We start from the raw sequence: 22,740 nt of genomic DNA, 5'->3' as shown, positions 1-22,740 counted from the left end.
GATATCGCGAACGTGACGATCGAGTCGCTTCGCAACAACATCGCGGTCGTGTTTCAGGATGCGGGACTTTTCAATCGTTCGATCGGCGAGAATATCCGGATCGGCAAACCTGGCGCGACGGATGCTGAGGTCGAGCACGCGAGCAGGCTCGCGGAAGCGCACGACTTCATCATGCGCAAGCCGGGCGGGTATGACTTCCTGATCGGCGAGCGCGGGCTTGCGCTTTCAGGGGGCGAGCGCCAGCGCATCGCGATCGCGCGGGCTATATTAAAGGATGCGCCGATCCTGATCCTCGACGAAGCGACGAGCGCGCTCGATTCTGAAACGGAAGCCAAGATCAAGCGCGCGCTCGATACGCTGCGCGCGGGACGCACGACGTTCGTTATTGCGCACCGACTGTCCACGGTTGCGGACGCCGACCAGATCTTCGTGCTTGAACAGGGAAAGATTGTCGAACACGGGCAGTTTACCGAGCTCGAGGAACGCGGCGGCCTCTTCTCTCGTCTGGTCGCGGAAGGTGGATTTACCGTGCCGAAGACAACCGAGAAGCCCCGCGAACCGGTGGCCTGATCCTCGGCTGTACCGCCTTCGCTTCGCGACCTTCGGAGTGTCGACCCCGCCAAACAGTTAGAGCTTGTGCGCCATGCGCGCGCGCTTGGTTTCCAGATAGCGCTGGTTGAACTTGTTCGGAGCCGAGACGAGCGGCAGACGCTCCGCGACACGGACGCCGTTCTGCTTCAGCGCCTGCTCTTTCGCCGGATTGTTCGACAGCAGCTTGATCTCTTGCATGCCAAGGTCGCGGAGGACGCGCGCGGTCAAGGCATAGTCTCGGCTGTCGATCGGCGCACCGACCTCGATGTTGGCCTCGACCGTGTCGAAGCCCTGATCCTGGAGCGCATAGGCCTGAATCTTCTTGAAGAGACCAATGCCGCGGCCCTCGTGATACGGCACATAGACGATCGCACCGTACGGAACCTCAGTGATGATCTTCAGCGCCGCCTGGAGTTGCTGATAGCAGTCGCAGCGGAGAGAGTGAAAGATGTCGCCGGTAACGCAGCCGGAGTGGACGCGCACGACCGGCGTCGGCGCGGAGCCGTTCACCGCACCCGGCTCGCGATGGATGAGCACCAGGATCTGCTCTTCTTCGCTCTCGCCTTGATAGGCGTGCGCTTCCAGCATCAGTTCCTTGCCCTGGAAATCGATGGGAAGAATGGTCTCGACCGACCAATCGGCTGGCAGTTTCACAGACGTCAAGGCACCCGACTTCATCGGTTAATCGCTCCGGGGATCTGTAGAGGCATATGCCCCATTTACTTGGGGAACGCAAAGTCTCCTACCTCGACCGTCTTCTGAATGTTCCCCAGGTAACAGCGAGGTTCAACGAAATCCGCTAACGCGATTAAATGGGCATTTCCGTTGGCAAGATTTAGGACGTCAGGATGACGCGGGGGAGGCTTTTGGCGAATCCGCGAAAAGTCACCTATCTGATCAGCCCCGCATGAGCCGGGCGAACTCGATCTTGGGGCAGCGGTCCATAACGACCGTAAGTCCGGCCGCCCTCGCTTCGGAGGCCGCGTCCTCATTGATGACGCCGAGTTGCATCCAAATGACTTTGATCCCGAGCCGGTCTTTGTGGGCGATCGCTTCACGGACTATTTCCGGGACGGCATCGGATGCCCGGAAGACATCGACCACGTCCACTGGCGGCGGCACGTCCGCGAGGCTAGCGTAGACCAACTGGTCGAGAATGGTTTTTCCGGCGATCCCAGGGTTGACCGGCTTTACCGTGAAACCTCGGGCGATGAGGAAAGCCATAACGCCGTAACTCGGCCTCTCGGGCTTAGGCGACGCGCCGATAACGGCAAACGTCTTCAAGCGCGTGAGGATGGATTGGATTTCGCTGTCGGTCACGCCATCAATGCTCATTCCGTTGGCTCCGGCAGTGTGACACGGCCTTCCGCATCGAGCGGCATGAAGGGATTGAAGGCGACCTCCCAGAGGTGGCCGTCCGGGTCGGCGAAATAGCCAGCATAGCCGCCCCAAAACGTCGGCTGCCCCTTCTTCAGCAACTTCGCTCCCGCGGCGACGGCTTCCCTCAGCACTTCGTCGACTTCAGACTCCGAATTTACATTGTGTGCAAGCGTCACGCCCGCGAAGCTCGTTTCGCCGGGCTGCACACCAGCATCAGCGGCAAGTGCATCGCGTCCGAAAAGCGAGAGGACGATGCCGCCGACGCTGAAAAAAGCAACACTGTCGTTGCTGGCCGACGAGGCCTTCAGTCCGAGCGCCTCGTAGAAGGCTCGAGCTTTGGCGATCTCCGCCACTCCGAGCGTGATGAAGGAGATGCGCGGTTCCACGTCAGCGGTCTTTCCAATCGGGGCGACGCTTCTCAATGAACGCACAGATGCCTTCTTCGGCGTCGGCGGCCATCATGTTTTTCACCATCACTTCGCTGGCATAATCATAAGCTTCAGCAAGCGGCAACTCGGCCTGCCGATAGAATGCGGCCTTGCCAATGGTGATCGTCGCTTTTGATTTTTCGGCGATGATCTTCGCCATACCCAGCGCCTCGTCCATCACTTTACCGGCTGGCACCACCCTATTGACGAGGCCATAGCTCTGTGCGTCCGCCGCGGACAACGCCTCGCCGAGCAGAAGCATTTCCATCGCGCGCTTGCGGGAAACGTTGCGGGAGAGCGCGACCATCGGCGTCGAACAGAAGAGCCCGATGTTCACTCCAGGCGTGGCGAAGTCGGCTGTGTCGGCTGTCACCGCCAGATCGCAGGTCGCAACGAGCTGACACCCCGCAGCGGTCGCACGACCTTCGACGGCCGCAATAACAGGCTTGGGACAGGCTATGATCGCTTGCATCATCGCGGAGCAAGCGGCCATCGTTTCGCGAAAGAACGCTTCACCACCGTCGGCGTCGCCGCGATGCGCGGTCAGTTCTTTCAAATCGTGACCGGAAGAATAGACACTTCCGGCCGCGCTGAGGATGATCGACGCGACGTTTGCATCGCCGCCAAAGCGTTCGATCTTTTCATGAAGATCGCTGATGAGGGCCAGGGACAACGCGTTGCGAGCTTGCGGCCGATTAAGCGTCAGACGGACGATGCCGGGACCCAGCGTTTCAGATGAAACCAATTCCGAAACGGGCGATAAATCCTGCATGACTGGGCCCCGCAAACTTGCCAGCTATTGCAGCGCCTTCTCGATTTCCGCGCGATGCGCCTTCACGACGTCGACGTTCTCTTTGAATTGAAGACGCGGGGTCGTGCCGATCGCTTCATTGAGTTCATCAAGGAGCTGCTTCTTGTCAGCTTCGGGGATGCTGGTGTCCTTTTGAACTTCCTCGCGCTCCTTTTTAAGCGCATCGACGGGATCCACGAAGTTGCCAGTGCCGGAATCGAGGCCCGCCATAACGATCGAGATGTTGGCGGCGACATCGTCGAGTTCGGCAAAGGTGTTAAAGCCGTGCTTCTTGGCGATGGTTTCAAGTTCGGACTGGAGTGCGGGGTCGGGCTTGTCGCCGGCGGCTTGAATCTTGCTCGCAATCGCCGCCAGGTCAGACTGTGCAGCGATGAAATGTGTGACTTGATCGTCCGTGAGCTTGATCTGCTTCACGTCCTCCGCTGCGGATGCGTTGGCGGCGGGCGCAGCCTCGCCCTGAGCGGCAGGAGCCTTAGCCGGCGGAGGCGCATCATCGGCACTCGCAAACGTGACGGCGCCGAAAACACTCAAACCTCCGATGATCAAGCGCATCGCCGCCTTGGTCGAAGTGACCGACATCATGTTCCTCCAAATCGCTTACGCGCCCTATGGTGTTTGCTGCCCCGGACCTATTACGCCCACTCCAGGCCCGTGAATAACGTTCCACTCTACTCTCTCGCATGTTGGCCCCGGTATGTGGCGCGAGAAAATCAAAGCCGTCTTAGCGCAGTGTCCCTGCACCGCCAATGAACGAAGCGGAAGACCTAACTCTAGACGATTATCGGCTTGACAAACCCGTGTCTAAGGCCCTATATTCCTTCTCAGATTGAGAGGGAATTTTGTCATGTCGGCACTCAGCGAGCCTCATTTTCACGATGAAGCGAAGGCTTTCGAAAAGCTGGAGTCGCTAATCTGGGCTGATGGTCCGGTTTGCCCCCACTGCGGCGGCAAAGAGCGCATCTATAAGTTGAGCGGCGTCCGCTCCAAGCCGAGCAAAAAGCACCCGAACGGCGTTGAGCGTCTTGGGCTGAAGAAGTGCGGTCATTGCCGCAAGCAGTTCACCGTTCGCATGGGCACGATCTTCGAAGACAGCCACATCCCCCTGACCAAGTGGTTTCAGGCGATGCACCTGATGTGCTCTTCAAAGAAGGGCATCTCTAGCCATCAGCTTCATCGGACGTTGGAGATCACATACGAAGCGGCGTGGTTCATGTCGCATCGTATCCGGGAAGCTATGCGTTCGGGTGCTTTCTCCCCGATGGGCGGCGGGGGAACAATCGTTGAAATTGATGAGACGTTCGTTGGCTACAAGGGCGGCAAGAAAGATGTCCGTCGTGGCTACGCTCATCGTAACGCCGTGCTGACGCTTGTTAGCCGCGAAGGCGAAGCCCGAAGCTTCCACATCAACGAGGCCAATCAGGATAACATCCTGCCGATCATTCGCGCGAACCTCGCGGCCGAAGCGAAGATCGTCACAGATGACGCTGGCTACTATCGGAACCTAGACAAAGAGTTCCTACACGCCTTCGTCAATCACTCAGCTGGCCAGTACGGTCGCGGTGAAATTCACACGAACACGATTGAAGGCTACTTCTCGATCTTCAAGCGTGGAATGAAGGGCGTCTATCAGCATTGCAGCGAGAAGCATCTGCATCGTTACTTGGCGGAATTTGATTTCCGGTATTCAAACCGCATTGCGCGCGGCGTTGACGACAAGGCTCGGGCAATTAAGGCGATTGTAGGTGCTAAGGGCAAGCGACTGACGTACCGACCGTCTGACAAAATCAACCCCACCTAAGAGGCGATAATGCCGTTTTACAGGCGGGATCATCTCAAGTTGATAGCAAAAGCAAAGCTAGATGACGCGTTGCTTTTGCTTGCACATCGGCGGTGGTCTAACGCTTACTACCTCGGTGGATTTGCTGTTGAGATCGGGCTGAAGGCTTGCGTGGCCAAGCAAATGTCGGCCGAGGTAATACCCGACAAGAAATTCATCAACGACATGCACACTCATGTTCTGCCCAGCCTCATCGGTCTTGCTGGCCTAAGCGAAGAAAAAAGAACTAAAGAAGCATCTGATGCAGACTTTGCGCAAAACTGGGGTATTGCCGCTCAATGGTCGCCAGAAAAGCGCTACGAGGTGGTGGACCCGACATCGGCCCAACTTCTCTTGGCTGCAGTTAATGACAGCGCGTCAGGGGTATTCCCGTGGATACAAACGTACTGGTAACGGCGGGCCACAAGCTCATCGACTTACTTGAGGCTAAAGGTTTCAAGGCGCGGGCGGCTATGTGGGTCCACAACAGTGACGTTGAAACCTGGAAACTTTGGATCGTGGGACCCAAAAATTTTACCGACCAGCGCACTTTCTATAGAAAGGTGTCAGAAGCTATTTCGCAAAATAAGCAAGATTTCCCAGGCATCGACGCAAGCTATCTTGAATTGATTCCGGACTCGCATGAAGCAATCCGAGGCCTGTCCAAATTTGCGCGGGTTACAGGAAAAAGCTCGGTATTCATGCAAAATAATCGATTCAACAATTTCTACCTTGCCGATGGCATTATTCTACTGATGGACCCCTGATACTCGCGCGCCACGTCCCTTATGGCATCGGCTACCTCTGCGAGAGCATCACCGAAGGCTTCTTCTGGGCTCATTGTTTCTCGTCTGTACTGCGCTTTATCTAGGCGAGTGGCGATTTTTTCCAACAAGGTCGAAATGTCGAAGACTTCAAGATTTTTGATCTCAACCATGACGCACCTCGCGGCACGCCAGCAAATCAGCTAATCTTGCGTTATGGCCAAACCCAAAGACACACAGCCCGACACGCGCACGCAGAAACAGAAGTTCATCGACAAAGCGCGCGAGCTGGAAACAGACGACCGACCAGAGGTCTTCGACCGGGTGCTGAGCGCCATCGCGAAGGCTCCGCCGCCAGCCGCAAAAACCGCTGCCAAAAAGCGCAAGCGCTGATCCCTCCAGACGAATTTTAGGACAGCTAAAAGTTGCAAAAGCTAGTGGGTTTGTCAAGCCGACAATCCTCTAACTCTATCTGGTATCATGATACCACATTGCGGTAATATTTTACCTTCTTACTTATTATATTGTTTTTATTGGCTAATATACTGATCCTCAGAAATAACTTGCAAATTCTTCACGAGTTCGCGTATCTACGCCGCTTCTCGGAACGCCGCGCGCCGTCGCAGGACGCGCAGCCGTCCGCCAAGGAGCTTCAATATAATGTCTACCTATGTCGCCAAGCCGGCCACTGTGGAGAAGAAGTGGGTCCTCATCGACGCCGAAGGGCTCGTTGTCGGCCGCCTCGCCGCTCTCATCGCGACGCGCCTCAAGGGCAAGCACAAACCGATCTACACGCCGCATGTCGATTGCGGTGACAACATCGTCGTCATCAATGCCGAGAAGGTCGTCTTCACCGGCGCGAAGCGCGAAGACAAAGTCTACTACAAGCACACCGGCTATCCCGGCGGCATCAAGGAGCGCACCCCGCGCCAAATCTTCGATAGCAAGCATCCCGAACGGATCGTCGAGAAGGCCGTCGAGCGCATGCTCGCACGCGGCCCGCTCCATCGGCAGCTGATGCGCAATCTGCGCGTCTACAAGGGTGCCGCGCATCCGCATGAAGCCCAGAATCCGGAAAAGCTCGATATCGCGAAGCTCAACCGCAAGAACGTGAGGGTCTAAGATCCATGGTTACCGAAACAAAGACCCTCGCCGATCTCGCGGCCGTCAAGGGCTCAGAGCCGGAAGCGGCGCCCGTTCGCACGCAGAAGCTCGATAAACTTGGCCGCGCTTACGCCACCGGCAAGCGCAAGAACGCTGTTGCCCGTGTGTGGCTCAAGCCCGGCAAGGGCACCATCACGGTCAATGAGAAGGACTACAAGGCCTACTTCGCGCGTCCCGTGCTGCAGATGCTCCTGCAGCAGCCGCTCGATCTCGCAAACCGCGCAACGCAATACGACATCCGTATTTCAGTTGCTGGCGGCGGGCTTTCGGGCCAGGCGGGCGCCGTTCGTCACGGCATTTCGAAGGCTCTGACCTACTATGAGCCGGAGCTGCGCGGCGTACTGAAGAAGCAGGGCTTCCTCACCCGTGACAGCCGCGTCGTCGAACGCAAAAAGTACGGCAAGGTCAAAGCTCGCAAGTCCTTCCAGTTCTCGAAGCGCTAGTCGCAGCGACCACGCGATACGAAAGCACAGCCCGCCACCTCGGCGGGCTGTTTGCTTTTCTGCGCCCCAAGGGTTGTCGCAGGGGCACACCAATGCCACATAGCCATGGATTTTCCGCCATTTCCGGCGGTTTGAGAGAACCGGGGGGTTCGGAGAGACGATGGACGTAGTGCTGAACGGAATTCATGAACTTTGGACGGTTCTCATAACTGACATTGGTTATCTCCTCTCGCCCCATTGGTGGCGAACGCACGCCGTTCCCCTCTTCAACATCCTCATGATCGACCTGACACTCGCGGGCGACAACGCGATCGTCGTTGGCATGGCAGCCTCGCGGGTCGAGAAGTCGATGCGCGCGAAGGTGATCTTCTGGGGCATTCTCGGGGCTGTGGTGCTGCGGATCGTTTTCTCCGGCGTCGCCCAGCAGATGCTTCAGGTGATCGGCCTGACGTTTGCCGGCGGCATCCTGCTCCTGTTCGTATGCTGGAAGATGTACAAGCAGATCGTGGAGGCGGAAACGCATTCGATCCACGAGGTTGAGAAGAACCTTGCTTCCGCAGATCCGCACCCTCACCCGTCGAGCTTCTGGGCGGCGCTTTGGACGATCATCCTTGCCGACCTTTCGATGTCGCTCGACAACGTGCTGGCGGTGGCGGGCGCGGCCGGCGAATCCACTCTGGTCCTGATCATCGGCCTTGCGATCGCGATCGTGCTGATGGCGGTTGCCTCGACATACATAGCGAAGCTGCTGGCCCGCTATCCGTGGATCGCATGGGTCGGACTTGCCATCATCCTTTATGTTGCGATCGATATGATCTACCGCGACAGCCATAGGATTGCCTGCGCGAACTATGGCATCGGCTGCTCGGAGACGATCTGGGAAGGCATCAAGCATCGGATCGGGATGTGGTTCAAATGACGACGGCGACGAAGACAAGGCTCGCTCGGGTATTCATCGATGGCGAGGCCGGGACGACCGGCCTCGAAATCCGCGAGCGGCTGGCCGGCGTCGAAGGGATCGAGGTCAGAAGCATCGATCCGACGAAGCGGAAGGATCGCACCGCACGGGCTGAGATGCTGCGCGATGTCGAACTCGTCGTGCTTTGCTTGCCGGACGACGCGGCTCGCGAGACGGTAGCGCTTGCCGACGAACTCGGCCCCGACGCGCCAAAGATCGTCGATGCTTCGACGGCGCACCGCGTTGCGGATGGCTGGGTCTACGGCTTTGCCGAAATGAGCCGTGGCCATGCCGACATCATTCGGTCGGCGCGGCGCGTCGCCAATCCAGGCTGCTATCCGACCGGCGGCATTGCGCTGCTTAGGCCGCTCGTCGATGCGGGCATCATCGAGCCCGACCATCCGATCACCGTCAATGCCGTCTCCGGCTATTCCGGTGGCGGGCGGACGATGATCGAAGCTTATGAGGCGGGACATGCGCCTTCGTTCGAGCTCTACGGGCTGGGACTAGAGCACAAGCACGTGCCGGAGCTGCAAACCTATTCGGGTCTGTCGCGACGGCCGATCTTCGTGCCAAGCGTCGGCAACTTCCGGCAGGGGATGCTTGTCTCCGTCCCGCTGCACCTGGACACGCTCCCGGGCAGGCCATGCCTGCGTGATATCGAGCTCGTTCTTGACGAACACTATCGCGGCAGCGAGTTCGTCAGCGTGGCCGCCGATTCTTCCGCGCGCGTGAGCCGGCTTGAAGCGGAGGCTCTCAACGGGACCGATAAGCTAGAGCTTTTTGTGTTCGGCAAAAGCGCGCTCAATCAGGCTGTCCTGGTCGCGCGCCTTGATAATCTTGGCAAGGGCGCTGCCGGAGCCGCCGTGCAGAACATCAAGCTGATGCTCGGCCTCGGCTAGCGTAGAAATCGCGCGGCACTATTCCGGCTCGGCGGGTGGCGTGGAGATGGACGACCGCCAGCACGAACACCACTGCGCCCCCCCCTTGATGCATGAGTCCGAGATCCAGCCGGACATGAGACAAAAGCGTGAAGATGCCGAGCGCGATCTGCATGACGACCGCCGCGCCGAGCCACTGAGCGGTGAGACGAATGCGATCGTCCACAGGCGAGCGGCTCGTCAGCCAAATTTGCAGAAAGCTCAGGAAGGCGACGAAGTAGGCCATCATCCGATGATTGAACTGCGTCGCCGCGTGGCTCTCGAAGAAGCTCAGATAGGCGGGTTTGAGCCAATAGTCGCTGGGAACGAACTGGCCGTTCATGGATGGCCACGTGTTGTAGATGTAGCCTGCACGAAGCCCAGCAACGAATGCGCCGAGCACGACCTGGACCAAGACTGCGGTGACGATCAAGGGCGCCATACGCCTGATCACTGGCGTCGCCACCTCACCCGTCACACGCGGCACTCCGGGCCACTCTTCGAGCGCTGCCCAGACAAGCAATCCAAGGATCATGAAGGCGGTCGTGAGGTGGAGAGCGAGCCTGTATTGGCTCACCTCGATGCGCTCGCTCAGGCCAGAACTCACCATGTACCAGCCGATGAATCCTTGCAGGCCACCCAGCGCGAGGATGCCGAGAAACTTCATTCCGGTGCCGCGCTTCAGTTTGCGCGTCCACCAGAAGTACAAAAACGGCAGAGCGAAAACGACGCCGATGGCCCGGCCAAGAAGCCGGTGGCTCCATTCCCAATAATAGATGAATTTGAACTCATCGAGCGTCATGCCCTGGTTCAGAGCGTGATACTGCGGGATCTGCTTGTATTTGTCGAAGGCCGACATCCAGTCGGCTTCGTTGAGCGGCGGGATCGCGCCAAGCAACGGCTGCCATTCGGTGATCGACAGCCCGCTTTCGGTCAGGCGCGTCGCGCCCCCCACGACCACCATGGCAAAAACCAGAGCGGCGACGATCCACAGCCAAACGGAAACGGCGCGGCGGCCGCCGTCGCGTTCCTCGGCGGCCATTGCTTGGCGGTTATCGGCAAGTTGCATCATCGTCATCGGCGGGGCAAATCCTCAAGCCGCTTTCTGTAGGGTGTGATACTCCATCAACGGAGACGAACAATGCGCCCATGCGGCGCGCCAAACGTTAATCATTCGGGCCCTGTCAGCACATGACGCAGCGCAAGCGAAAGCTTATCGGAACGGTCGCCTTGCTTTTGTTCGTTGGCCTTTACGCCATTCTGGCGGTAGCCGTCGCAGTGGTACTTCAGGTGCGCAACGTCAGCAAGTTTGCCGAACTTGGATATTACGTCGTGGCAGGACTTCTGTGGGCTTTGCCGGCTGGCTGGCTCATCAGCTGGATGCAGCGTCCAGACCGCTGATGGTCAACTCTCAGGCGCTCTGAGCGGCGGCTTCGCGCGTTCGCGTGGCAAGCGCGATGCGTCCCGACATTTGGGATGATACCGGTTCTGGACGCTTGTAGCGTAGGATATCGATCTCGGCGACATCGAAACCGAGGAACCGTCCAGCAGGATCCAAAGGTATGTCGCTCTCGCGGAGCGCTGCGGCGAGCACGCCGGCATCGAAGCGGCCTTCGATGCATTCGAAAAGGATGCGCGCTTCCTGATGGCGTCCGGTCACGATGATGAAATCGTAAGCCTCGTCGAGAGCGTCGAAGGTCACGTTCAACAGATCCGCGTCGAGCCGATCTCCTTCTCCGGAGATCGCTTCCCCGCTCGGAATGACGTGCGCGCGTGTCCCCGGCAGTCGCTGAATGATATCGCTGAACGCCGCCTTGCCGGTAATCAGATCATTCCATCCGCGGCTCATGTCGAGACCGGCGCTGCGGCCAAACCCGTTCCCGCGCGGGCTCCAGTCAACGATGATTGTCTGCGCGCCGGCATCGCCCAGCGCTTTGGCAAGTTCGAGTGCCAGAGAAAACGGCGGCACGTCTTCCGTCTCTCCGGTTACGATGGTGCGCTGACCTCCGCCCGAGGGGCGATGCGCCTTGATGCGGCTCGCCAGAGCGTCGATTTCGGAATAGCAGGGAGGCGGAGGAATAGCGTCGCTCGTTCGAGCGTCGGCTTTGGCGAAAATCTCATCTTCCAGTGTCGGACGAGCAATGGAAGCTTTCTCGGATTCCCCAGACTGACCGCCCGTAGAAATTGGTAGTTCCACCAGAATGTCCGCCGTGCGCGCGGCACTTGGCGCATCGGTGGAGAGAGCGGGTGCTTTTTGTCTCTTCTTCGTGACCGGAAGCCGATTATGTCTGGCGCGCAGGATGACCCATCCAAGACCCAAAATTGCAGCAGCTATTGCCGCGATCAGCGAGATCTCGAGTTTAAACGCCAATCCTGCCGCATCATGAAGTTCTGGCCGCAGCAACGACAGAATTGCGAACGTTGCCGCGCCAAGCCCGATCGCGCACAGAGCGACTTCCAGCCCATTCACGATCGGCGGCGCGCCGGCGGCTGTGGGCTTTTTGCAAAACTCGGACGGGACCGGCGCACGCGAAAGCATACTGATGCTCTACAAGGTTTCAGAGACCCATCGAGTAAGCGTTCGTTGAAGTTAGCAATTGCTTAATCGAATCCGAAAAATTCGACGCACCTCACATTTCGAAGGTTGAGCGCGCCGTTCGAGCATCGCAGACGGAGAACCAGTCCGGCACCGCTCAGTGGTCGGATGGAAGTTCGAGTTCGACTCGGGAAAAATTCCCGGCGCTGTGGGGCGCGGAATTCCTGTAATCGATCATCTCAAGCAGAGATCGGCGGTTGAAATGAGCTGCATAAGCTCGGAAATGTGGTGTCGTGGAGAGATGCAATCCTGCTGACCTTCGTCGAGCCAGCCACATGCAGGTTCTTTGCCATTCGCGCCGCGAGAACCGACTTGCTTCGCTTGACGAAAAAACGCGCGTAAGCCAATAAGTTACAATGTTACAGATTGGTCGACATCAGATCAAAATGCCTTTGAGGCGCCGCCTGCTGGCGCTCGTCGCGCTCGTGCTTGGACTATGCCTGATCGGCGGCAGCGCGCTGAATTACTGGTACGGACTTCGCAAGGTCGATTTGGAAATGTCGTCGGCGATCGAGGTCGCGGCGAGCGCGGTATCCGACGCGTTACTATCGGTAACGTCCGGCACGGACACGAGCGCTCAGGTGCAAAGAATCGTCGCTTCATTCGATGGTGACCGTCACGTCATCGCCCGCCTGCTGTCGCCGGATAAAAAGGTCATCAGCTCTTCGGCTCTCGAGCGGCCAACAGATCCGCCGCCGCAATGGCTTTATTGGCTTCTTTCCGGGGAGCCGCGTTCACGTACCTTCGATCTTCCTGCGGGGCTGAAGAAATTCGGCACGCTCGAAATTTCCGCCGACTCCCACAATGAGATCGGCGAAGTGTGGGAGGACCTGAAGCTCAAGTTTCTGATCATCGTGAGCTTCTGCGCTATCGTACTTGCGCTTATCTACGCGACGCTCGGCTGGGCGTTGCGCCCCCTGGAACAGCTTTCCATTGCGCTCAAACGCGTCGGTGAAGGCGATTATACCGCCCATGTCGCCGAGACGGGACCGGAAGACCTGAAGCTCATCTATCAATCCTTCAACCGAATGGCGGCGCAGCTCGAGAGCGCGGAAGGACAAAACCAGCGTCTTAACGAGCAGCTTTCGACGGTACAGGAAGAAGAGCGTTCGGAGATCTCGCGAGACCTCCATGATGAAATCGGACCGTTCCTGTTTGCCGTCGACGTCGATGCGCAAGCCATCCCTCTTCTCGTTGCAAGTAACGCCTCCGAGGACGTGCTCGAACGCAGCAAAGCCATCAGGCAATCCGTTCAGCACATGCAAGTGCATTTGCGCGCCATTCTAAGCCGTCTAAGGCCAACGCTTCTCATCGATCAGGGCCTTGTCATTGCGGTCGAGCATCTCGTCGCATTCTGGAAGGCACGACGGCCGAACATCGTGTTCACGATGGACATCGAGGATGCGCGCTTTCCAATCGGAATTGAGGAAGTCGCCTTCCGGATTCTTCAAGAGGGCGCGAGCAACGCCGTGCGCCATGGACGGCCCTCCGCAATCGGACTAGCGGCGCGCCAGACGGCGGATGGCATCCTGCGGGTCACCGTGTCGGACGATGGCGCCGGCATCGCCACGAAGGACCCTAACGGTTTTGGACTCACCGGTATGAAAGAACGCGTGACATCGCTTAACGGGCGGATGCGCATTGCAGATCGTGAAGGGGGAAAAGGCGTCATGCTGATTGTGGAAATTCCGCTGCCACCGGCGAGAAACACTAAAGACAATGCGGGACCGCTAACATCGAGTGCAGCATGAAAATTCTTTTAGTTGATGATCATGGCGTCGTTCGCGAAGGACTTCGCAAGCTCTTCGTCGCGCATTTCGAAGCCGAGGTTCTAGAGACTTCCGGCATCGACGATGCGCTTGAGGTCTACGACCGCCAACGGCCCAACGTCGTGGTGCTCGACCTCAATCTCGAGGGAGCCGGAGGTCTCGAAGTTCTCCGCCGAATTCTAGCGGCGGACAGCAACGCACGCGTCGTCGTCTTCAGCATGCACCACGAGCCGATTTATGCCGTTCGCGCGTTGCGCGGCGGGGCGCGTGGCTACGTCAGCAAGAGCGCGCCGGTTGAGGAGCTCATCGCCGCCATCCGCAAAGTCAGCGCAGGCGAGCAGTACATCGACCGCGATCTCGCGTCACGCATCGCCGTCAGTCAGATCTCCTCCGATGATCCGCTTCAATCGCTATCGATTCGGGAAGTCGAGATCCTGCGCATGCTGGGGCAAGGCAAGAGCATGACGGCAATCTCGGAAAGCCTCGGCATCGCTTATAAGACCGTCGCCAACATCTGCACGCAGATGAAGGTCAAGCTAGGGGTCGACCGGACCGCGGATCTCATTCGGCTCGCCATCGAGACACTGCGGGCTTGAGGAAGTCGTCAAACAAAAAAAGGCGCCGGTTCTGCCGGCGCCTTGGTGTTCTTATCGCGATGACACGTTATTTCTTGTCGTCATCGTCGTGCTTCGTTCCGGCAGTCGCCTTGATGTTATCCAGGCCCGCTTTGAAAATGCCCGTGATCACTTCCTTGGCTTCTTTGTCAGATTTGCCATCGGCGGCGTCGAATACGGCCGACCAGGCGAAGTTGATCTCGTCCTCATCGTCATCGTCCGGCGTCAGCGCGAACTGCGCCTGATAATTTTTTACCGGCAACGGGCTTTCCAAGATCTCGTAACGATAGAAATTAGGCTTCACGTCGAGAAGCTTTTCCTTGATCTTGCCGCCGTTCTTCAACGTGAGAACGCGGACCTTCGCGTCGCCTTCGGTGCTTTCCTCGCAATTCGCGACTGCCGGATGCCAATCCTTGATTGCGCACCAGCCGCCAAACTGCGCCCACAGCCGTGTGCGCTCATCATTCATTTTCTTCGGGTCGACCTTAAGTTCCAGCTTTTTGCCGACCGCGAGGCTTGCAGCATTGGCCGCAACAGCCGTTAGCATCACCCCGGCCAGAGCTCCGATAACACCCAGGCCCTTCGTAAATTTCATGCGCTTACTCCCATTTTTTCCGTTGAACGCTCTTACGTGAAAAGCCGCCGGGGACGACTTCACAAGCGCGTTACTATATTACAGCAAGAAGTTTTCCCGCCCAGGCTGCTCGGTCAAGCAACGGTTCGTCGGATCAAGCGGCGGCCGTTCTCGGATGGGCCTTGGTGTCGAAAAACAGCGCTTGGCTGATGATCGCCATTACGGTGTCGCGCTGGAAAGGCTTTGAGATGAGGAAGGTTGGCTCTGGGCGCTCACCAGTCAGGACCTTCTCGGGATAAGCGGTGATGAATATGATCGGGACTTCGCCGTCGGCGACGATCTCCTTGGCGGCTTCCAAACCGCTACTGCCGTCCGCAAGCTTGACGTCCGCGAGAATGAGACCCGGCTTTTTGCGTTTCACCGCCGCGAGTGCCTCGGTCTTCGTAGTGGCCACCTCTTGTACGACGTGACCGAGGCTCGTCACGATCGTTTCGAGATCCATCGCAATCAGAAGTTCGTCCTCGATGATGAGGACGTTCGTCGCTACTTGATGCGCGATCTCCTGACCTGCGATTTCGAGTAGCTTCTCAACCTCGTCTTCGCCGACCTCCAGAATTCCCGCCGTCTCGGTGGACGTGAATCCCTCCACGGCAACCAGCAGGAAAGCCTGACGCGGTAAAGAGCTGATCGAGTTAATCCGACTCTGCGCGACGGCCATGGAATTTGGGCCTTCATCACGGTGGTCGCCCTCGAGTCGAACTGATTTCCAGACCCTCAGAAATTCGTGATAAAGCGCCATGCGCGGCGGCATGTTGCTCGGGAAATCCGAGGGCGTCGAAACCAAGCTTTCGAGAAGGGTAGCAACGTAAGCATCGCCGATCTGCTGCGAGCCGGTCAATGTGCGCGCGAAGCGACGCAGATACGGCAAATGCACCCGAATGGTTTGCGCAATCGACATAGCTTTGAACCTCCCAAGCCAGCCAGGACGAGTCAATCGTCCCTGATCGGCGCGCGCGTACAGCGCGCGCACTCTGCAATGGCCAATCTGTACCGGAACAGAAACGCTGGAGTGGAAGAGATGGTTCCCCAGTGGAACGAATTCTCACTCGCCGAGTTCGCAGATGAGCCCCCACCTCGAACATTCTTACAGGAGTTTGTCGCAAACGGGGCCGCCACACTCTTCTCAAAAGGTACATAAGGTCGGTCATGCAGCATCGCCTCGACACGTCCGAGGATTGCAAGCGAGCGGACGGCGAGTTGCCTGAAAGGCAGCCTGAGCCCGAGGCGATCAAAGCTCCAGTTCCCCAGCTTCCGGGTTTCGCAGCGCAGCTGATCGGCCAGCGAATGCGAGCGATGTACGAAACCCTCGCTCAGGAGCCGGTACCTGACGACCTCCTCGAACTTGTTCGAAAACTTGAAGCCAAGGAGCGCCCGGAGTGACGCAGCCGAAGAGCTTCGGGGACGCGTTGATCGAAGCGATCCCAAATCTTAGAGCTTTCGCTCACTCGCTAAGCGGGGATGGACAGCTCTCGAATGACCTTGTGCAAGAGACATTGCTCAAGGCGTGGACGCACAAGGAATCGTTTGTCCCAGATTCGAATCTCAAGGCTTGGCTGTTCACGATCCTGCGAAACACGTACTTCACGTATTATCGGAAGTCCCAGCGCGAAGAGCTGGATGAGGACACCGCGGCGATGAACGCCAGCGTACCTCCCGCACAGCTTACACATCTTGAGTTCGAAGATATGCAAAGGGCTTTGATGCGCCTTTCTGCAGATCACCGCGAGGCCCTTTTGCTGATTACAGCCGAGGGATTTTCCTATGAGGATGCGGCGCGTGTTTGCGGGTGCGCCGTCGGCACCATGAAGAGCCGGGTTAATCGCGCGCGCAGCAAACTGCTGGAAGAAATGACAGGTCAGCCTGTTGATGACGGACATCGGGAGCCCGAAGAAGCCCCGAAAAGCTCGTCGGGGCCCTGACGGCATCTGCCCTACTCTCCAGTCCGGCCCAGCTTTGGCCACCATGTTCCGGCTGGGTGAGGACGCTTCGCCATCCGCTCCACGTCCCGCCACGGTTCGATGAATAATGTTTCGATGGTATCGAGCAGCCTTGGCTGGTGCTCGGAGAGCCGCCGCCAATTTTTCTGGGAACAAAGTTGCGCCGGCGAACGTTGAGCGAGGTTAAACAAGACTCGTGGGGAGCCTAGTATGTCGGAGCAGATCAGCGCCAACGAGTCCGAGCGATACCCATCGGGGCCGGGCGGCGTTCTCGTCGAGATGCTTCAGACGCTGCAGGCCGTTAAGGCCGGCGACTTCACCGTGCGCATGCGCGGCGACTGGGATGGCCTTGCCGGTAAGATCGCCGATACGGTCAACGATATCATCGTCACAAATCAGCGTATGGCTAATCAGCTTCAACATGTCGGCCATGCGGTCGGCAGAGAGGGACTGACCAACCAGCGGGTGCGTCTTGGGCTGACGCTCGGTGCCTGGGGCGAGATGGAGCAGTCCGTCAACGGCCTCATCGACGACCTTCTTCAACCGACGACCGAGGTGACGCGTACGATCGAGGCCGTGGCGCAGGGCAATCTTCTACAGCCAATGCGACTCGACGTCGGCGGACGCCCCCTCAAGGGCGAGTTCTTGCGATCGGCGACGATCGTCAACACGATGATCAAGCAGCTTTCGGTTTTCACCTCCGAAGTCACGCGTGTCGCGCGCGAAGTCGGCACCGAAGGCAAACTCGGCGGTCAGGCCCAAATTCGCGAAGTGACCGGCGTATGGAAGGACCTCACAGAGAGTGTCAACTCGATGGCGTCGAATCTTACGGCGCAGGTTCGCAACATCGCCGAAGTGACGATTGCGGTCGCCAACGGCGACCTCTCCAAGAAGATCACCGTCGACGTGCGCGGCGAGATCTTGCAGTTGAAGGAAGCCATCAACACGATGGTCGAACAGCTGCGCTCATTCGCAGCCGAGGTGACGCGCGTCGCGCGCGAAGTCGGTACCGAAGGCCGGCTTGGCGGTCAGGCGGTCGTGCCGGGCGTCGGCGGCACATGGAAAGACTTGACCGACAACGTCAACCTGCTTGCCGCCAACCTCACGACGCAGGTTCGAAACATCGCGGAAGTGACGACCGCCGTCGCCCGCGGTGACCTTTCGCGCAAGATTACCGTCGACGTCAAAGGCGAAATTCTCGAGCTCAAAAACACCATCAACACGATGGTCGATCAGCTCAACGCATTCGCGTCCGAGGTGACACGCGTCGCGCGCGAAGTCGGCACCGAAGGACGCCTCGGCGGTCAGGCGGCAGTGCCCGGCGTCGCGGGTACGTGGAAAGACTTGACCGACAACGTCAACTCGATGGCCGGCAACCTGACTGGTCAGGTGCGCAACATCGCCGAAGTGGCGACCGCCATCGCGCGCGGCGACCTGTCGAAGAAGATCACCGTCAACGTCTCGGGCGAAATTCTGCAGCTGAAAGAGACCATTAATACCATGGTCGATCAGCTCAATGCGTTTGCGGGCGAGGTCACGCGCGTCGCGCGCGAGGTCGGCACCGAAGGCAAGCTCGGCGGTCAGGCGCAGGTCTCGGGCGTTGCCGGCACTTGGAAGGACCTGACGGACAGCGTGAACTCGATGGCGTCGAACCTCACTACGCAGGTTCGCAACATTGCCGACGTGTCGACGGCGATCGCGCGCGGCGACCTATCGAAGAAGATCGACGTCGACGTCAAAGGCGAGATTTTAGAACTCAAGAACACCATCAATACGATGGTCGATCAGCTCAACGCCTTCGCTTCGGAAGTGACGCGCGTCGCGCGCGAAGTCGGCACCGAGGGCAAGCTCGGTGGACAGGCGCAGGTCTCAGGTGTTGCCGGTACTTGGAAGGATCTCACCGATAACGTGAACTCGATGGCCGGCAACTTGACCGGCCAGGTTCGTAACATCGCCGAAGTGACGACGGCGGTTGCCCGCGGCGACCTTTCGCGCAAGATCACCGTAGACGTCAAAGGCGAAATTCTCGAGCTGAAGAACACCATCAACACGATGGTCGATCAGCTCAACGCCTTCGCTTCGGAAGTGACGCGCGTGGCGCGCGAAGTCGGCACGGAAGGCAAGCTCGGCGGTCAGGCGCAAGTGTCCGGGGTCGCCGGGACCTGGAAGGATTTGACGGACAACGTCAACTTCATGGCTGGCAACCTGACGGCTCAGGTGCGCAACATCGCCGAGGTCGCGACCGCGATCGCGAGTGGCGACCTTTCGAAAAAGATTACCGTCGACGTGCGCGGCGAAATCCTGCTGCTCAAAGAGACACTGAACACGATGGTAGAACAGCTGCGCTCGTTCGCAGCCGAGGTGACGCGCGTCGCACGCGAAGTCGGCACCGAAGGACGCCTCGGCGGCCAGGCGGTTGTTCCCGGTGTCGGCGGCACATGGAAAGACTTGACCGACAACGTCAACCTGCTTGCCGCCAACCTGACCACTCAGGTGCGCAACATCGCCGAAGTGACGACGGCGGTCGCCCGCGGCGACCTTTCGCGCAAGATCACCGTCGACGTCAAAGGCGAAATCCTCGAACTGAAGAACACCATCAACACGATGGTCGATCAGCTCAACGCCTTCGCGTCCGAGGTCACACGTGTCGCGCGCGAAGTCGGCACCGAGGGACGCCTCGGCGGCCAGGCCGCCGTCCCCGGTGTCGCTGGTACGTGGAAAGATTTGACCGACACCGTGAACGTCATGGCGGCCAATCTGACCGAGCAGGTTCGCGGCATCGTCAAGGTCGTGACGGCCGTCGCCAACGGCGATTTGAAGCCGAAGCTCACAGTGAAATCCAAGGGCGAAGTCGCGGCGCTGGCCGAAACAATCAACGACATGACCGAGACGCTCGCCCTCTTCGCCGATCAGGTGACCACGGTGGCGCGCGAAGTGGGCGTCGAAGGGCGTCTCGGCGGTCAGGCCAACGTGCCCGGCACTGCAGGCACTTGGAAAGACCTCACCGGTAACGTCAACCTTCTCGCCGCGAACCTCACCACGCAGGTGCGCGCGATCGCCGAAGTGACGACGGCGGTTGCCCGTGGCGACCTCTCTCGAACCATTCAGGTCGAGGCACGCGGCGAGGTCGCGGAACTCAAAGACTACATCAACACCATGATCGGCAACCTGCGTCTCACGACGCAGCTCAACACCGAACAGGACTGGCTGAAGACGAACCTGGCGCGGTTCACAAGCATGCTTCAGGGGCAGCGCGACGTGGTGACCGTTTCGCGAAAGTTGCTTTCAGAGCTTGTTCCGCTCATCAATGCGCACCAGGGCGTCATCTATCAATATGATGCCGCCAACAGCGAACTCAAACTTCTGGCGACATTCGCGGAGGATACGTCCGTCCGCTATCCGGAGCGCATGGAGCTGGGATCCAGCCTCATCGGTCAATGCGCGATCGAAAAGCAGGCGCGCGTTCTGACAGATATTCCACAGCCCGCAGGGGCGATCGACGCTGTCGTTTTCAAATCGCCGCCGCGCAGCGTTATCGTCCATCCGATTACGTTCGAAGACCGAATCAAGGCCGTCATATCGCTTAGCTCGCTGCAGAACTTCGAACCTGCTCAGTTGACGTTCCTCGAGCAGCTCTCGGTGTCGATCGGCGTCGTTCTCACCAGTATCGAAGCGACCATGCAAACGGAAAGCCTTCTCATGCAATCGCAGCAGCTCGCTGCCGAGTTGCAGGACCAGCAGAAGGCGATGCAGAAGACCAACGAAGAGTTGGCGCAGAAAGCGCAGCAGCTCGCCGAACGAAACGTGGAAGTCGAACGCAAGAACGAGGAAATCGATCAGGCTCGCCGTGCCGTCGAAGAGAAGGCCGCGGAGCTGGCCCTTACTTCACGATACAAATCCGAGTTCCTCGCGAACATGTCTCACGAGCTTCGGACCCCGCTCAACAGCATCCTCATTCTCGGGCAGCAGCTGAGCGATAATCCAGATCGCAATCTCACCGAAAAGCAGGTGGAATTCGCGCGCACGATTCACGGCGCCGGCACCGACCTCCTGAATCTGATCAGCGACATTCTCGATCTTTCGAAAATCGAATCCGGAACCGTGTCGGTCGATGCGGAGGAAGTCGCTTTCGGCGGCCTGATCGAAGCGGTTGCGCGACCGTTCCGGCACGAAGCCGAGCGGCGCGGACTCGACTTCCAGGTGACGTTCGACGCCGATCTGGGCAAAACGATCTTCACAGACTCCAAGCGCCTTCAGCAGGTGTTGAAGAACCTGCTTTCCAACGCCTTCAAGTTCACGCGCGAGGGTCATGTGCGCTTGACGGTGAAAGCCGCTCTCGCGAAGTGGAACTCCGACCATCCGATCCTATCAACGGCGCCGACCGTCGTGGCATTCGAGGTTCAGGACTCCGGCATCGGCATTCCGGCAGACAAACAGAAGCTTATTTTCGAAGCTTTCCAACAGGCCGACGCCAGCACGAGCCGGAAATACGGCGGTACTGGACTGGGGCTAGCGATCAGCCGCGAGCTGGCTCACCTCCTCGGCGGAGAAATCCAGCTGACGAGCGAGCCAGGCGTCGGCAGCATTTTCACGCTCTTTCTTCCGCTGCGGTATGCGTCGCTCGCGAGCGAGGTGCGCACGAAGCCGGAGCCCAGTCCGGCGCCGTCGGCCGCGCTTCCCCATGCGGGCCTGCTCTCTGCGGCGATCGAGGATGATCGCGATAGTATCGTCGCCGGCGACCAAGTCTTGCTCATCGTCGAAGATGACGCGAATTTCGCGCGCATCCTTCTCGACGCGGCGCACGAGGTCGGGTTCAAGGGCATCGTGTGTCATCGTGGTGTCGAAGCGATGGTGTTGGCGACGGACTACAATCCAACGGCCATCTCCCTCGACATCCACCTGCCGGACGTCCTCGGCTGGTCCGTCCTCAGCCAGCTGAAGCACAATCCCCTGACGCGACACATTCCGGTTCAGGTTCTGACGCTGGATGATGACCGGCATCACGGGCTCGCCCGCGGCGCTTATTCCTTCCTGACGAAGCCACTGCAGGCGGATCAGCTCAAAAATGCGCTGCGAAAGATCGGGGCATTCTCGGCATCGGCGACGAAGCGGCTTCTCATCGTCGAGGATGATCCGGCGGAACGGCTCAGCATTTCGACCTTGATCGAAGACGGCGACGTCGAGATCCTCACGGCGCCCGACGGGGCGACAGCCATCGAAATTCTGAAGAACGACAGCATCGATTGCGTCGTGCTCGATCTCAAGCTGCCGGACATGTCGGGTTTCGAGGTCCTCGAACATATGAGCCGTCAGGAGGTCATGCGGGACATTCCCGTTATCGTGTTCACGGGCCGCGAGCTATCGAGCGACGAGAACCTGCAAATCCGCCAATATGCGCGAACGGTCGTCGTGAAAGGGGTAGAATCTCCGGAGCGGCTCCTCGACGAAACGGCACTCTTCCTGCATCGTGTGGTGACCGACTTGCCGGCGCAGAAGCAAGAGCTGCTGTCGCGACTGCATGACACAGACGATTATCTCGTCGGGCGGAAGGTTCTTCTGGTTGATGATGACGCGCGCAACATCTTCGCGCTGAGCAGTCTCCTGGAACGCCGGGGTATGGAGGTCTTGACCGCCACCACCGGGCTGGAAGCCATCGAGACTCTGAGCACGACCGATGTTTCCATCGTTCTCATGGACATCATGATGCCCGAGATGGATGGCTATCAGACGATGCAAAAGATTCGAAGTAGCGAGAAGAATCAGCGATTGCCGATCATCGCACTCACGGCCAAGGCGATGAAAGGCGACCGAGAGAAGTGCCTTGAAGCGGGTGCTTCCGATTATCTTGCGAAGCCGGTTGATACCGAGCAGCTGTTGTCGGCGTTGCGCATGTGGCTGCATCGCTGACGAGGGGA

24 protein-coding genes are annotated in these 22,740 nt (G+C 58.8%); 15 read left to right on the top strand and 9 right to left on the bottom strand.

Translation table 11 applies throughout. From position 1 onward, the window contains the following. On the top strand, nt 1-570 hold a 570-nt coding region (locus tag EKK30_RS15205; RefSeq protein ID WP_290986358.1), incomplete at its 5' end, for an ATP-binding cassette domain-containing protein. Between the two features lie 57 nt (nt 571-627). Here EKK30_RS15205 and EKK30_RS15200 read toward each other — a convergent pair. The 5 genes from EKK30_RS15200 to EKK30_RS15180 form a co-directional block, all read right to left on the bottom strand. Next, a complete protein-coding gene (locus tag EKK30_RS15200) occupies nt 628-1,269 on the bottom strand; it encodes a GTP cyclohydrolase II (RefSeq protein WP_290986356.1) in 642 nt (213 codons plus the stop codon). 219 nt (nt 1,270-1,488) lie between these two features. After that, nucleotides 1,489-1,926 carry a CoA-binding protein gene (locus tag EKK30_RS15195; protein ID WP_290986355.1) on the bottom strand — a complete coding sequence of 146 codons (438 nt, stop codon included), beginning with the start codon at nt 1,924-1,926 and terminating at the stop codon, nt 1,489-1,491. Continuing rightward, nucleotides 1,923-2,357: a VOC family protein gene (locus EKK30_RS15190; protein ID WP_290986353.1), complete on the bottom strand. Its 435-nt coding sequence runs from the start codon at nt 2,355-2,357 to the stop codon at nt 1,923-1,925. The genes EKK30_RS15195 and EKK30_RS15190 overlap by 4 nt, the downstream gene beginning before the upstream one ends. Before the next feature lies 1 nt (nt 2,358). Then, the gene (locus EKK30_RS15185; protein WP_290986352.1) at nt 2,359-3,171 is read right to left on the bottom strand and encodes an enoyl-CoA hydratase; all 813 of its coding nucleotides are present in this window, start codon (nt 3,169-3,171) and stop codon (nt 2,359-2,361) included. 24 nt (nt 3,172-3,195) lie between these two features. Next, nucleotides 3,196-3,792, bottom strand: a complete 597-nt coding sequence (locus EKK30_RS15180) for a hypothetical protein (RefSeq protein ID WP_290986351.1) — start codon at nt 3,790-3,792, stop codon at nt 3,196-3,198. A gap of 262 nt (nt 3,793-4,054) precedes the next feature. Between EKK30_RS15180 and EKK30_RS15175 the strand changes: the two genes are divergently transcribed. The 8 genes from EKK30_RS15175 (at nt 4,055) to argC (ending at nt 9,257) form a co-directional block, all read left to right on the top strand. Next, entirely contained in the window at nt 4,055-5,008 is a 954-nt protein-coding gene (locus tag EKK30_RS15175) for an IS1595 family transposase (protein ID WP_290986349.1), read from the top strand. A 9-nt stretch (nt 5,009-5,017) separates the two neighbouring features. Further along, entirely contained in the window at nt 5,018-5,440 is a 423-nt protein-coding gene (locus tag EKK30_RS15170) for a hypothetical protein (protein WP_290986347.1), read from the top strand. After that, nucleotides 5,419-5,793 carry a hypothetical protein gene (locus tag EKK30_RS15165; protein WP_290986346.1) on the top strand — a complete coding sequence of 125 codons (375 nt, stop codon included), beginning with the start codon at nt 5,419-5,421 and terminating at the stop codon, nt 5,791-5,793. The genes EKK30_RS15170 and EKK30_RS15165 overlap by 22 nt, the downstream gene beginning before the upstream one ends. Before the next feature lie 213 nt (nt 5,794-6,006). Next, on the top strand, nt 6,007-6,183 hold the full coding sequence (locus EKK30_RS15160) for a DNA-binding protein (protein ID WP_290986344.1): 177 nt from the start codon (nt 6,007-6,009) through the stop codon (nt 6,181-6,183). Between the two features lie 267 nt (nt 6,184-6,450). Further along, nucleotides 6,451-6,912: a 50S ribosomal protein L13 gene (rplM, locus tag EKK30_RS15155; RefSeq protein ID WP_290986343.1), complete on the top strand. Its 462-nt coding sequence runs from the start codon at nt 6,451-6,453 to the stop codon at nt 6,910-6,912. A gap of 5 nt (nt 6,913-6,917) precedes the next feature. Beyond that, nucleotides 6,918-7,397 carry a 30S ribosomal protein S9 gene (gene rpsI, locus EKK30_RS15150; protein WP_013948225.1) on the top strand — a complete coding sequence of 160 codons (480 nt, stop codon included), beginning with the start codon at nt 6,918-6,920 and terminating at the stop codon, nt 7,395-7,397. A 160-nt stretch (nt 7,398-7,557) separates the two neighbouring features. Continuing rightward, entirely contained in the window at nt 7,558-8,316 is a 759-nt protein-coding gene (locus EKK30_RS15145; RefSeq protein WP_290986341.1) for a TerC family protein, read from the top strand. After that, nucleotides 8,313-9,257 (top strand): N-acetyl-gamma-glutamyl-phosphate reductase, encoded by a 945-nt coding sequence (gene argC / locus EKK30_RS15140; protein WP_290986339.1) that lies wholly within the window; start codon nt 8,313-8,315, stop codon nt 9,255-9,257. The genes EKK30_RS15145 and argC overlap by 4 nt, the downstream gene beginning before the upstream one ends. Here argC and EKK30_RS15135 read toward each other — a convergent pair. Continuing rightward, on the bottom strand, nt 9,232-10,353 hold the full coding sequence (locus EKK30_RS15135) for a COX15/CtaA family protein (protein ID WP_290986338.1): 1,122 nt from the start codon (nt 10,351-10,353) through the stop codon (nt 9,232-9,234). The genes argC and EKK30_RS15135 overlap by 26 nt on opposite strands. A 113-nt stretch (nt 10,354-10,466) precedes the next feature. Here EKK30_RS15135 and EKK30_RS15130 point away from each other — a divergent pair, with 113 nt between their 5' ends. Further along, nucleotides 10,467-10,676: a DUF2842 domain-containing protein gene (locus EKK30_RS15130; RefSeq protein WP_290986337.1), complete on the top strand. Its 210-nt coding sequence runs from the start codon at nt 10,467-10,469 to the stop codon at nt 10,674-10,676. A gap of 10 nt (nt 10,677-10,686) precedes the next feature. Here the strand turns inward: EKK30_RS15130 and EKK30_RS15125 are convergent, their stop codons facing one another. Continuing rightward, complete coding sequence (locus tag EKK30_RS15125) at nt 10,687-11,814, bottom strand: hypothetical protein (RefSeq protein ID WP_290986336.1); 1,128 nt, start codon at nt 11,812-11,814, stop codon at nt 10,687-10,689. Nucleotides 11,815-12,257: 443 nt separating this feature from the next. Here EKK30_RS15125 and EKK30_RS15120 point away from each other — a divergent pair, with 443 nt between their 5' ends. Then, entirely contained in the window at nt 12,258-13,622 is a 1,365-nt protein-coding gene (locus EKK30_RS15120; protein ID WP_290986335.1) for a histidine kinase, read from the top strand. Further along, a complete protein-coding gene (locus EKK30_RS15115; protein WP_290986334.1) occupies nt 13,619-14,236 on the top strand; it encodes a response regulator transcription factor in 618 nt (205 codons plus the stop codon). The genes EKK30_RS15120 and EKK30_RS15115 overlap by 4 nt, the downstream gene beginning before the upstream one ends. 67 nt (nt 14,237-14,303) lie before the next feature. Here the strand turns inward: EKK30_RS15115 and EKK30_RS15110 are convergent, their stop codons facing one another. Together EKK30_RS15110 and EKK30_RS15105 are read right to left on the bottom strand one after the other, a co-directional pair. Continuing rightward, nucleotides 14,304-14,849, bottom strand: a complete 546-nt coding sequence (locus EKK30_RS15110; protein ID WP_290986333.1) for an SRPBCC family protein — start codon at nt 14,847-14,849, stop codon at nt 14,304-14,306. Nucleotides 14,850-14,982: 133 nt separating this feature from the next. Continuing rightward, entirely contained in the window at nt 14,983-15,786 is an 804-nt protein-coding gene (locus EKK30_RS15105) for a response regulator (RefSeq protein ID WP_290986332.1), read from the bottom strand. 248 nt (nt 15,787-16,034) lie between these two features. On the opposite strand from EKK30_RS15105, the gene EKK30_RS15100 reads away from it, so the two are divergent. The 3 genes from EKK30_RS15100 to EKK30_RS15090 all read left to right on the top strand — a co-directional run bounded on the left by EKK30_RS15100 (nt 16,035) and on the right by EKK30_RS15090 (nt 22,732). After that, nucleotides 16,035-16,268, top strand: a complete 234-nt coding sequence (locus EKK30_RS15100; RefSeq protein ID WP_290986331.1) for a NepR family anti-sigma factor — start codon at nt 16,035-16,037, stop codon at nt 16,266-16,268. Continuing rightward, nucleotides 16,265-16,807 carry a sigma-70 family RNA polymerase sigma factor gene (locus EKK30_RS15095; RefSeq protein ID WP_290986330.1) on the top strand — a complete coding sequence of 181 codons (543 nt, stop codon included), beginning with the start codon at nt 16,265-16,267 and terminating at the stop codon, nt 16,805-16,807. The genes EKK30_RS15100 and EKK30_RS15095 overlap by 4 nt, the downstream gene beginning before the upstream one ends. Before the next feature lie 228 nt (nt 16,808-17,035). Further along, nucleotides 17,036-22,732 carry a HAMP domain-containing protein gene (locus EKK30_RS15090; RefSeq protein WP_290986329.1) on the top strand — a complete coding sequence of 1,899 codons (5,697 nt, stop codon included), beginning with the start codon at nt 17,036-17,038 and terminating at the stop codon, nt 22,730-22,732. Nucleotides 22,733-22,740 lie beyond the last annotated feature (8 nt).

The sequence above is a fragment of the Hyphomicrobium sp. genome, from assembly GCF_003987855.1.
Taxonomy (GTDB): Bacteria; Pseudomonadota; Alphaproteobacteria; order Rhizobiales; family Hyphomicrobiaceae; genus Hyphomicrobium_B.
Note: the sequence above shows the minus strand (reverse complement) of the source record. Positions and strands in the feature narration are given on the sequence as shown.

What these genes read in the sequence shown, in the direction of transcription:
- EKK30_RS15135 (WP_290986338.1), bottom strand. Translation starts at nt 10,353, where the DNA reads ATGACGATGATGCAACTTGCCGATAACCGCCAAGCAATGGCCGCCGAG.
- argC (WP_290986339.1), top strand. Translation starts at nt 8,313, where the DNA reads ATGACGACGGCGACGAAGACAAGGCTCGCTCGGGTATTCATCGATGGC.
- EKK30_RS15115 (WP_290986334.1), top strand. Translation starts at nt 13,619, where the DNA reads ATGAAAATTCTTTTAGTTGATGATCATGGCGTCGTTCGCGAAGGACTT.
- EKK30_RS15175 (WP_290986349.1), top strand. Translation starts at nt 4,055, where the DNA reads ATGTCGGCACTCAGCGAGCCTCATTTTCACGATGAAGCGAAGGCTTTC.
- EKK30_RS15110 (WP_290986333.1), bottom strand. Translation starts at nt 14,849, where the DNA reads ATGAAATTTACGAAGGGCCTGGGTGTTATCGGAGCTCTGGCCGGGGTG.
- EKK30_RS15100 (WP_290986331.1), top strand. Translation starts at nt 16,035, where the DNA reads ATGCAGCATCGCCTCGACACGTCCGAGGATTGCAAGCGAGCGGACGGC.
- EKK30_RS15200 (WP_290986356.1), bottom strand. Translation starts at nt 1,269, where the DNA reads ATGAAGTCGGGTGCCTTGACGTCTGTGAAACTGCCAGCCGATTGGTCG.
- EKK30_RS15160 (WP_290986344.1), top strand. Translation starts at nt 6,007, where the DNA reads ATGGCCAAACCCAAAGACACACAGCCCGACACGCGCACGCAGAAACAG.
- EKK30_RS15170 (WP_290986347.1), top strand. Translation starts at nt 5,018, where the DNA reads ATGCCGTTTTACAGGCGGGATCATCTCAAGTTGATAGCAAAAGCAAAG.
- EKK30_RS15090 (WP_290986329.1), top strand. Translation starts at nt 17,036, where the DNA reads ATGTCGGAGCAGATCAGCGCCAACGAGTCCGAGCGATACCCATCGGGG.
- EKK30_RS15195 (WP_290986355.1), bottom strand. Translation starts at nt 1,926, where the DNA reads ATGAGCATTGATGGCGTGACCGACAGCGAAATCCAATCCATCCTCACG.
- EKK30_RS15125 (WP_290986336.1), bottom strand. Translation starts at nt 11,814, where the DNA reads ATGCTTTCGCGTGCGCCGGTCCCGTCCGAGTTTTGCAAAAAGCCCACA.
- EKK30_RS15180 (WP_290986351.1), bottom strand. Translation starts at nt 3,792, where the DNA reads ATGATGTCGGTCACTTCGACCAAGGCGGCGATGCGCTTGATCATCGGA.
- rplM (WP_290986343.1), top strand. Translation starts at nt 6,451, where the DNA reads ATGTCTACCTATGTCGCCAAGCCGGCCACTGTGGAGAAGAAGTGGGTC.
- EKK30_RS15130 (WP_290986337.1), top strand. Translation starts at nt 10,467, where the DNA reads ATGACGCAGCGCAAGCGAAAGCTTATCGGAACGGTCGCCTTGCTTTTG.
- EKK30_RS15145 (WP_290986341.1), top strand. Translation starts at nt 7,558, where the DNA reads ATGGACGTAGTGCTGAACGGAATTCATGAACTTTGGACGGTTCTCATA.
- EKK30_RS15185 (WP_290986352.1), bottom strand. Translation starts at nt 3,171, where the DNA reads ATGCAGGATTTATCGCCCGTTTCGGAATTGGTTTCATCTGAAACGCTG.
- rpsI (WP_013948225.1), top strand. Translation starts at nt 6,918, where the DNA reads ATGGTTACCGAAACAAAGACCCTCGCCGATCTCGCGGCCGTCAAGGGC.
- EKK30_RS15120 (WP_290986335.1), top strand. Translation starts at nt 12,258, where the DNA reads ATGCCTTTGAGGCGCCGCCTGCTGGCGCTCGTCGCGCTCGTGCTTGGA.
- EKK30_RS15105 (WP_290986332.1), bottom strand. Translation starts at nt 15,786, where the DNA reads ATGTCGATTGCGCAAACCATTCGGGTGCATTTGCCGTATCTGCGTCGC.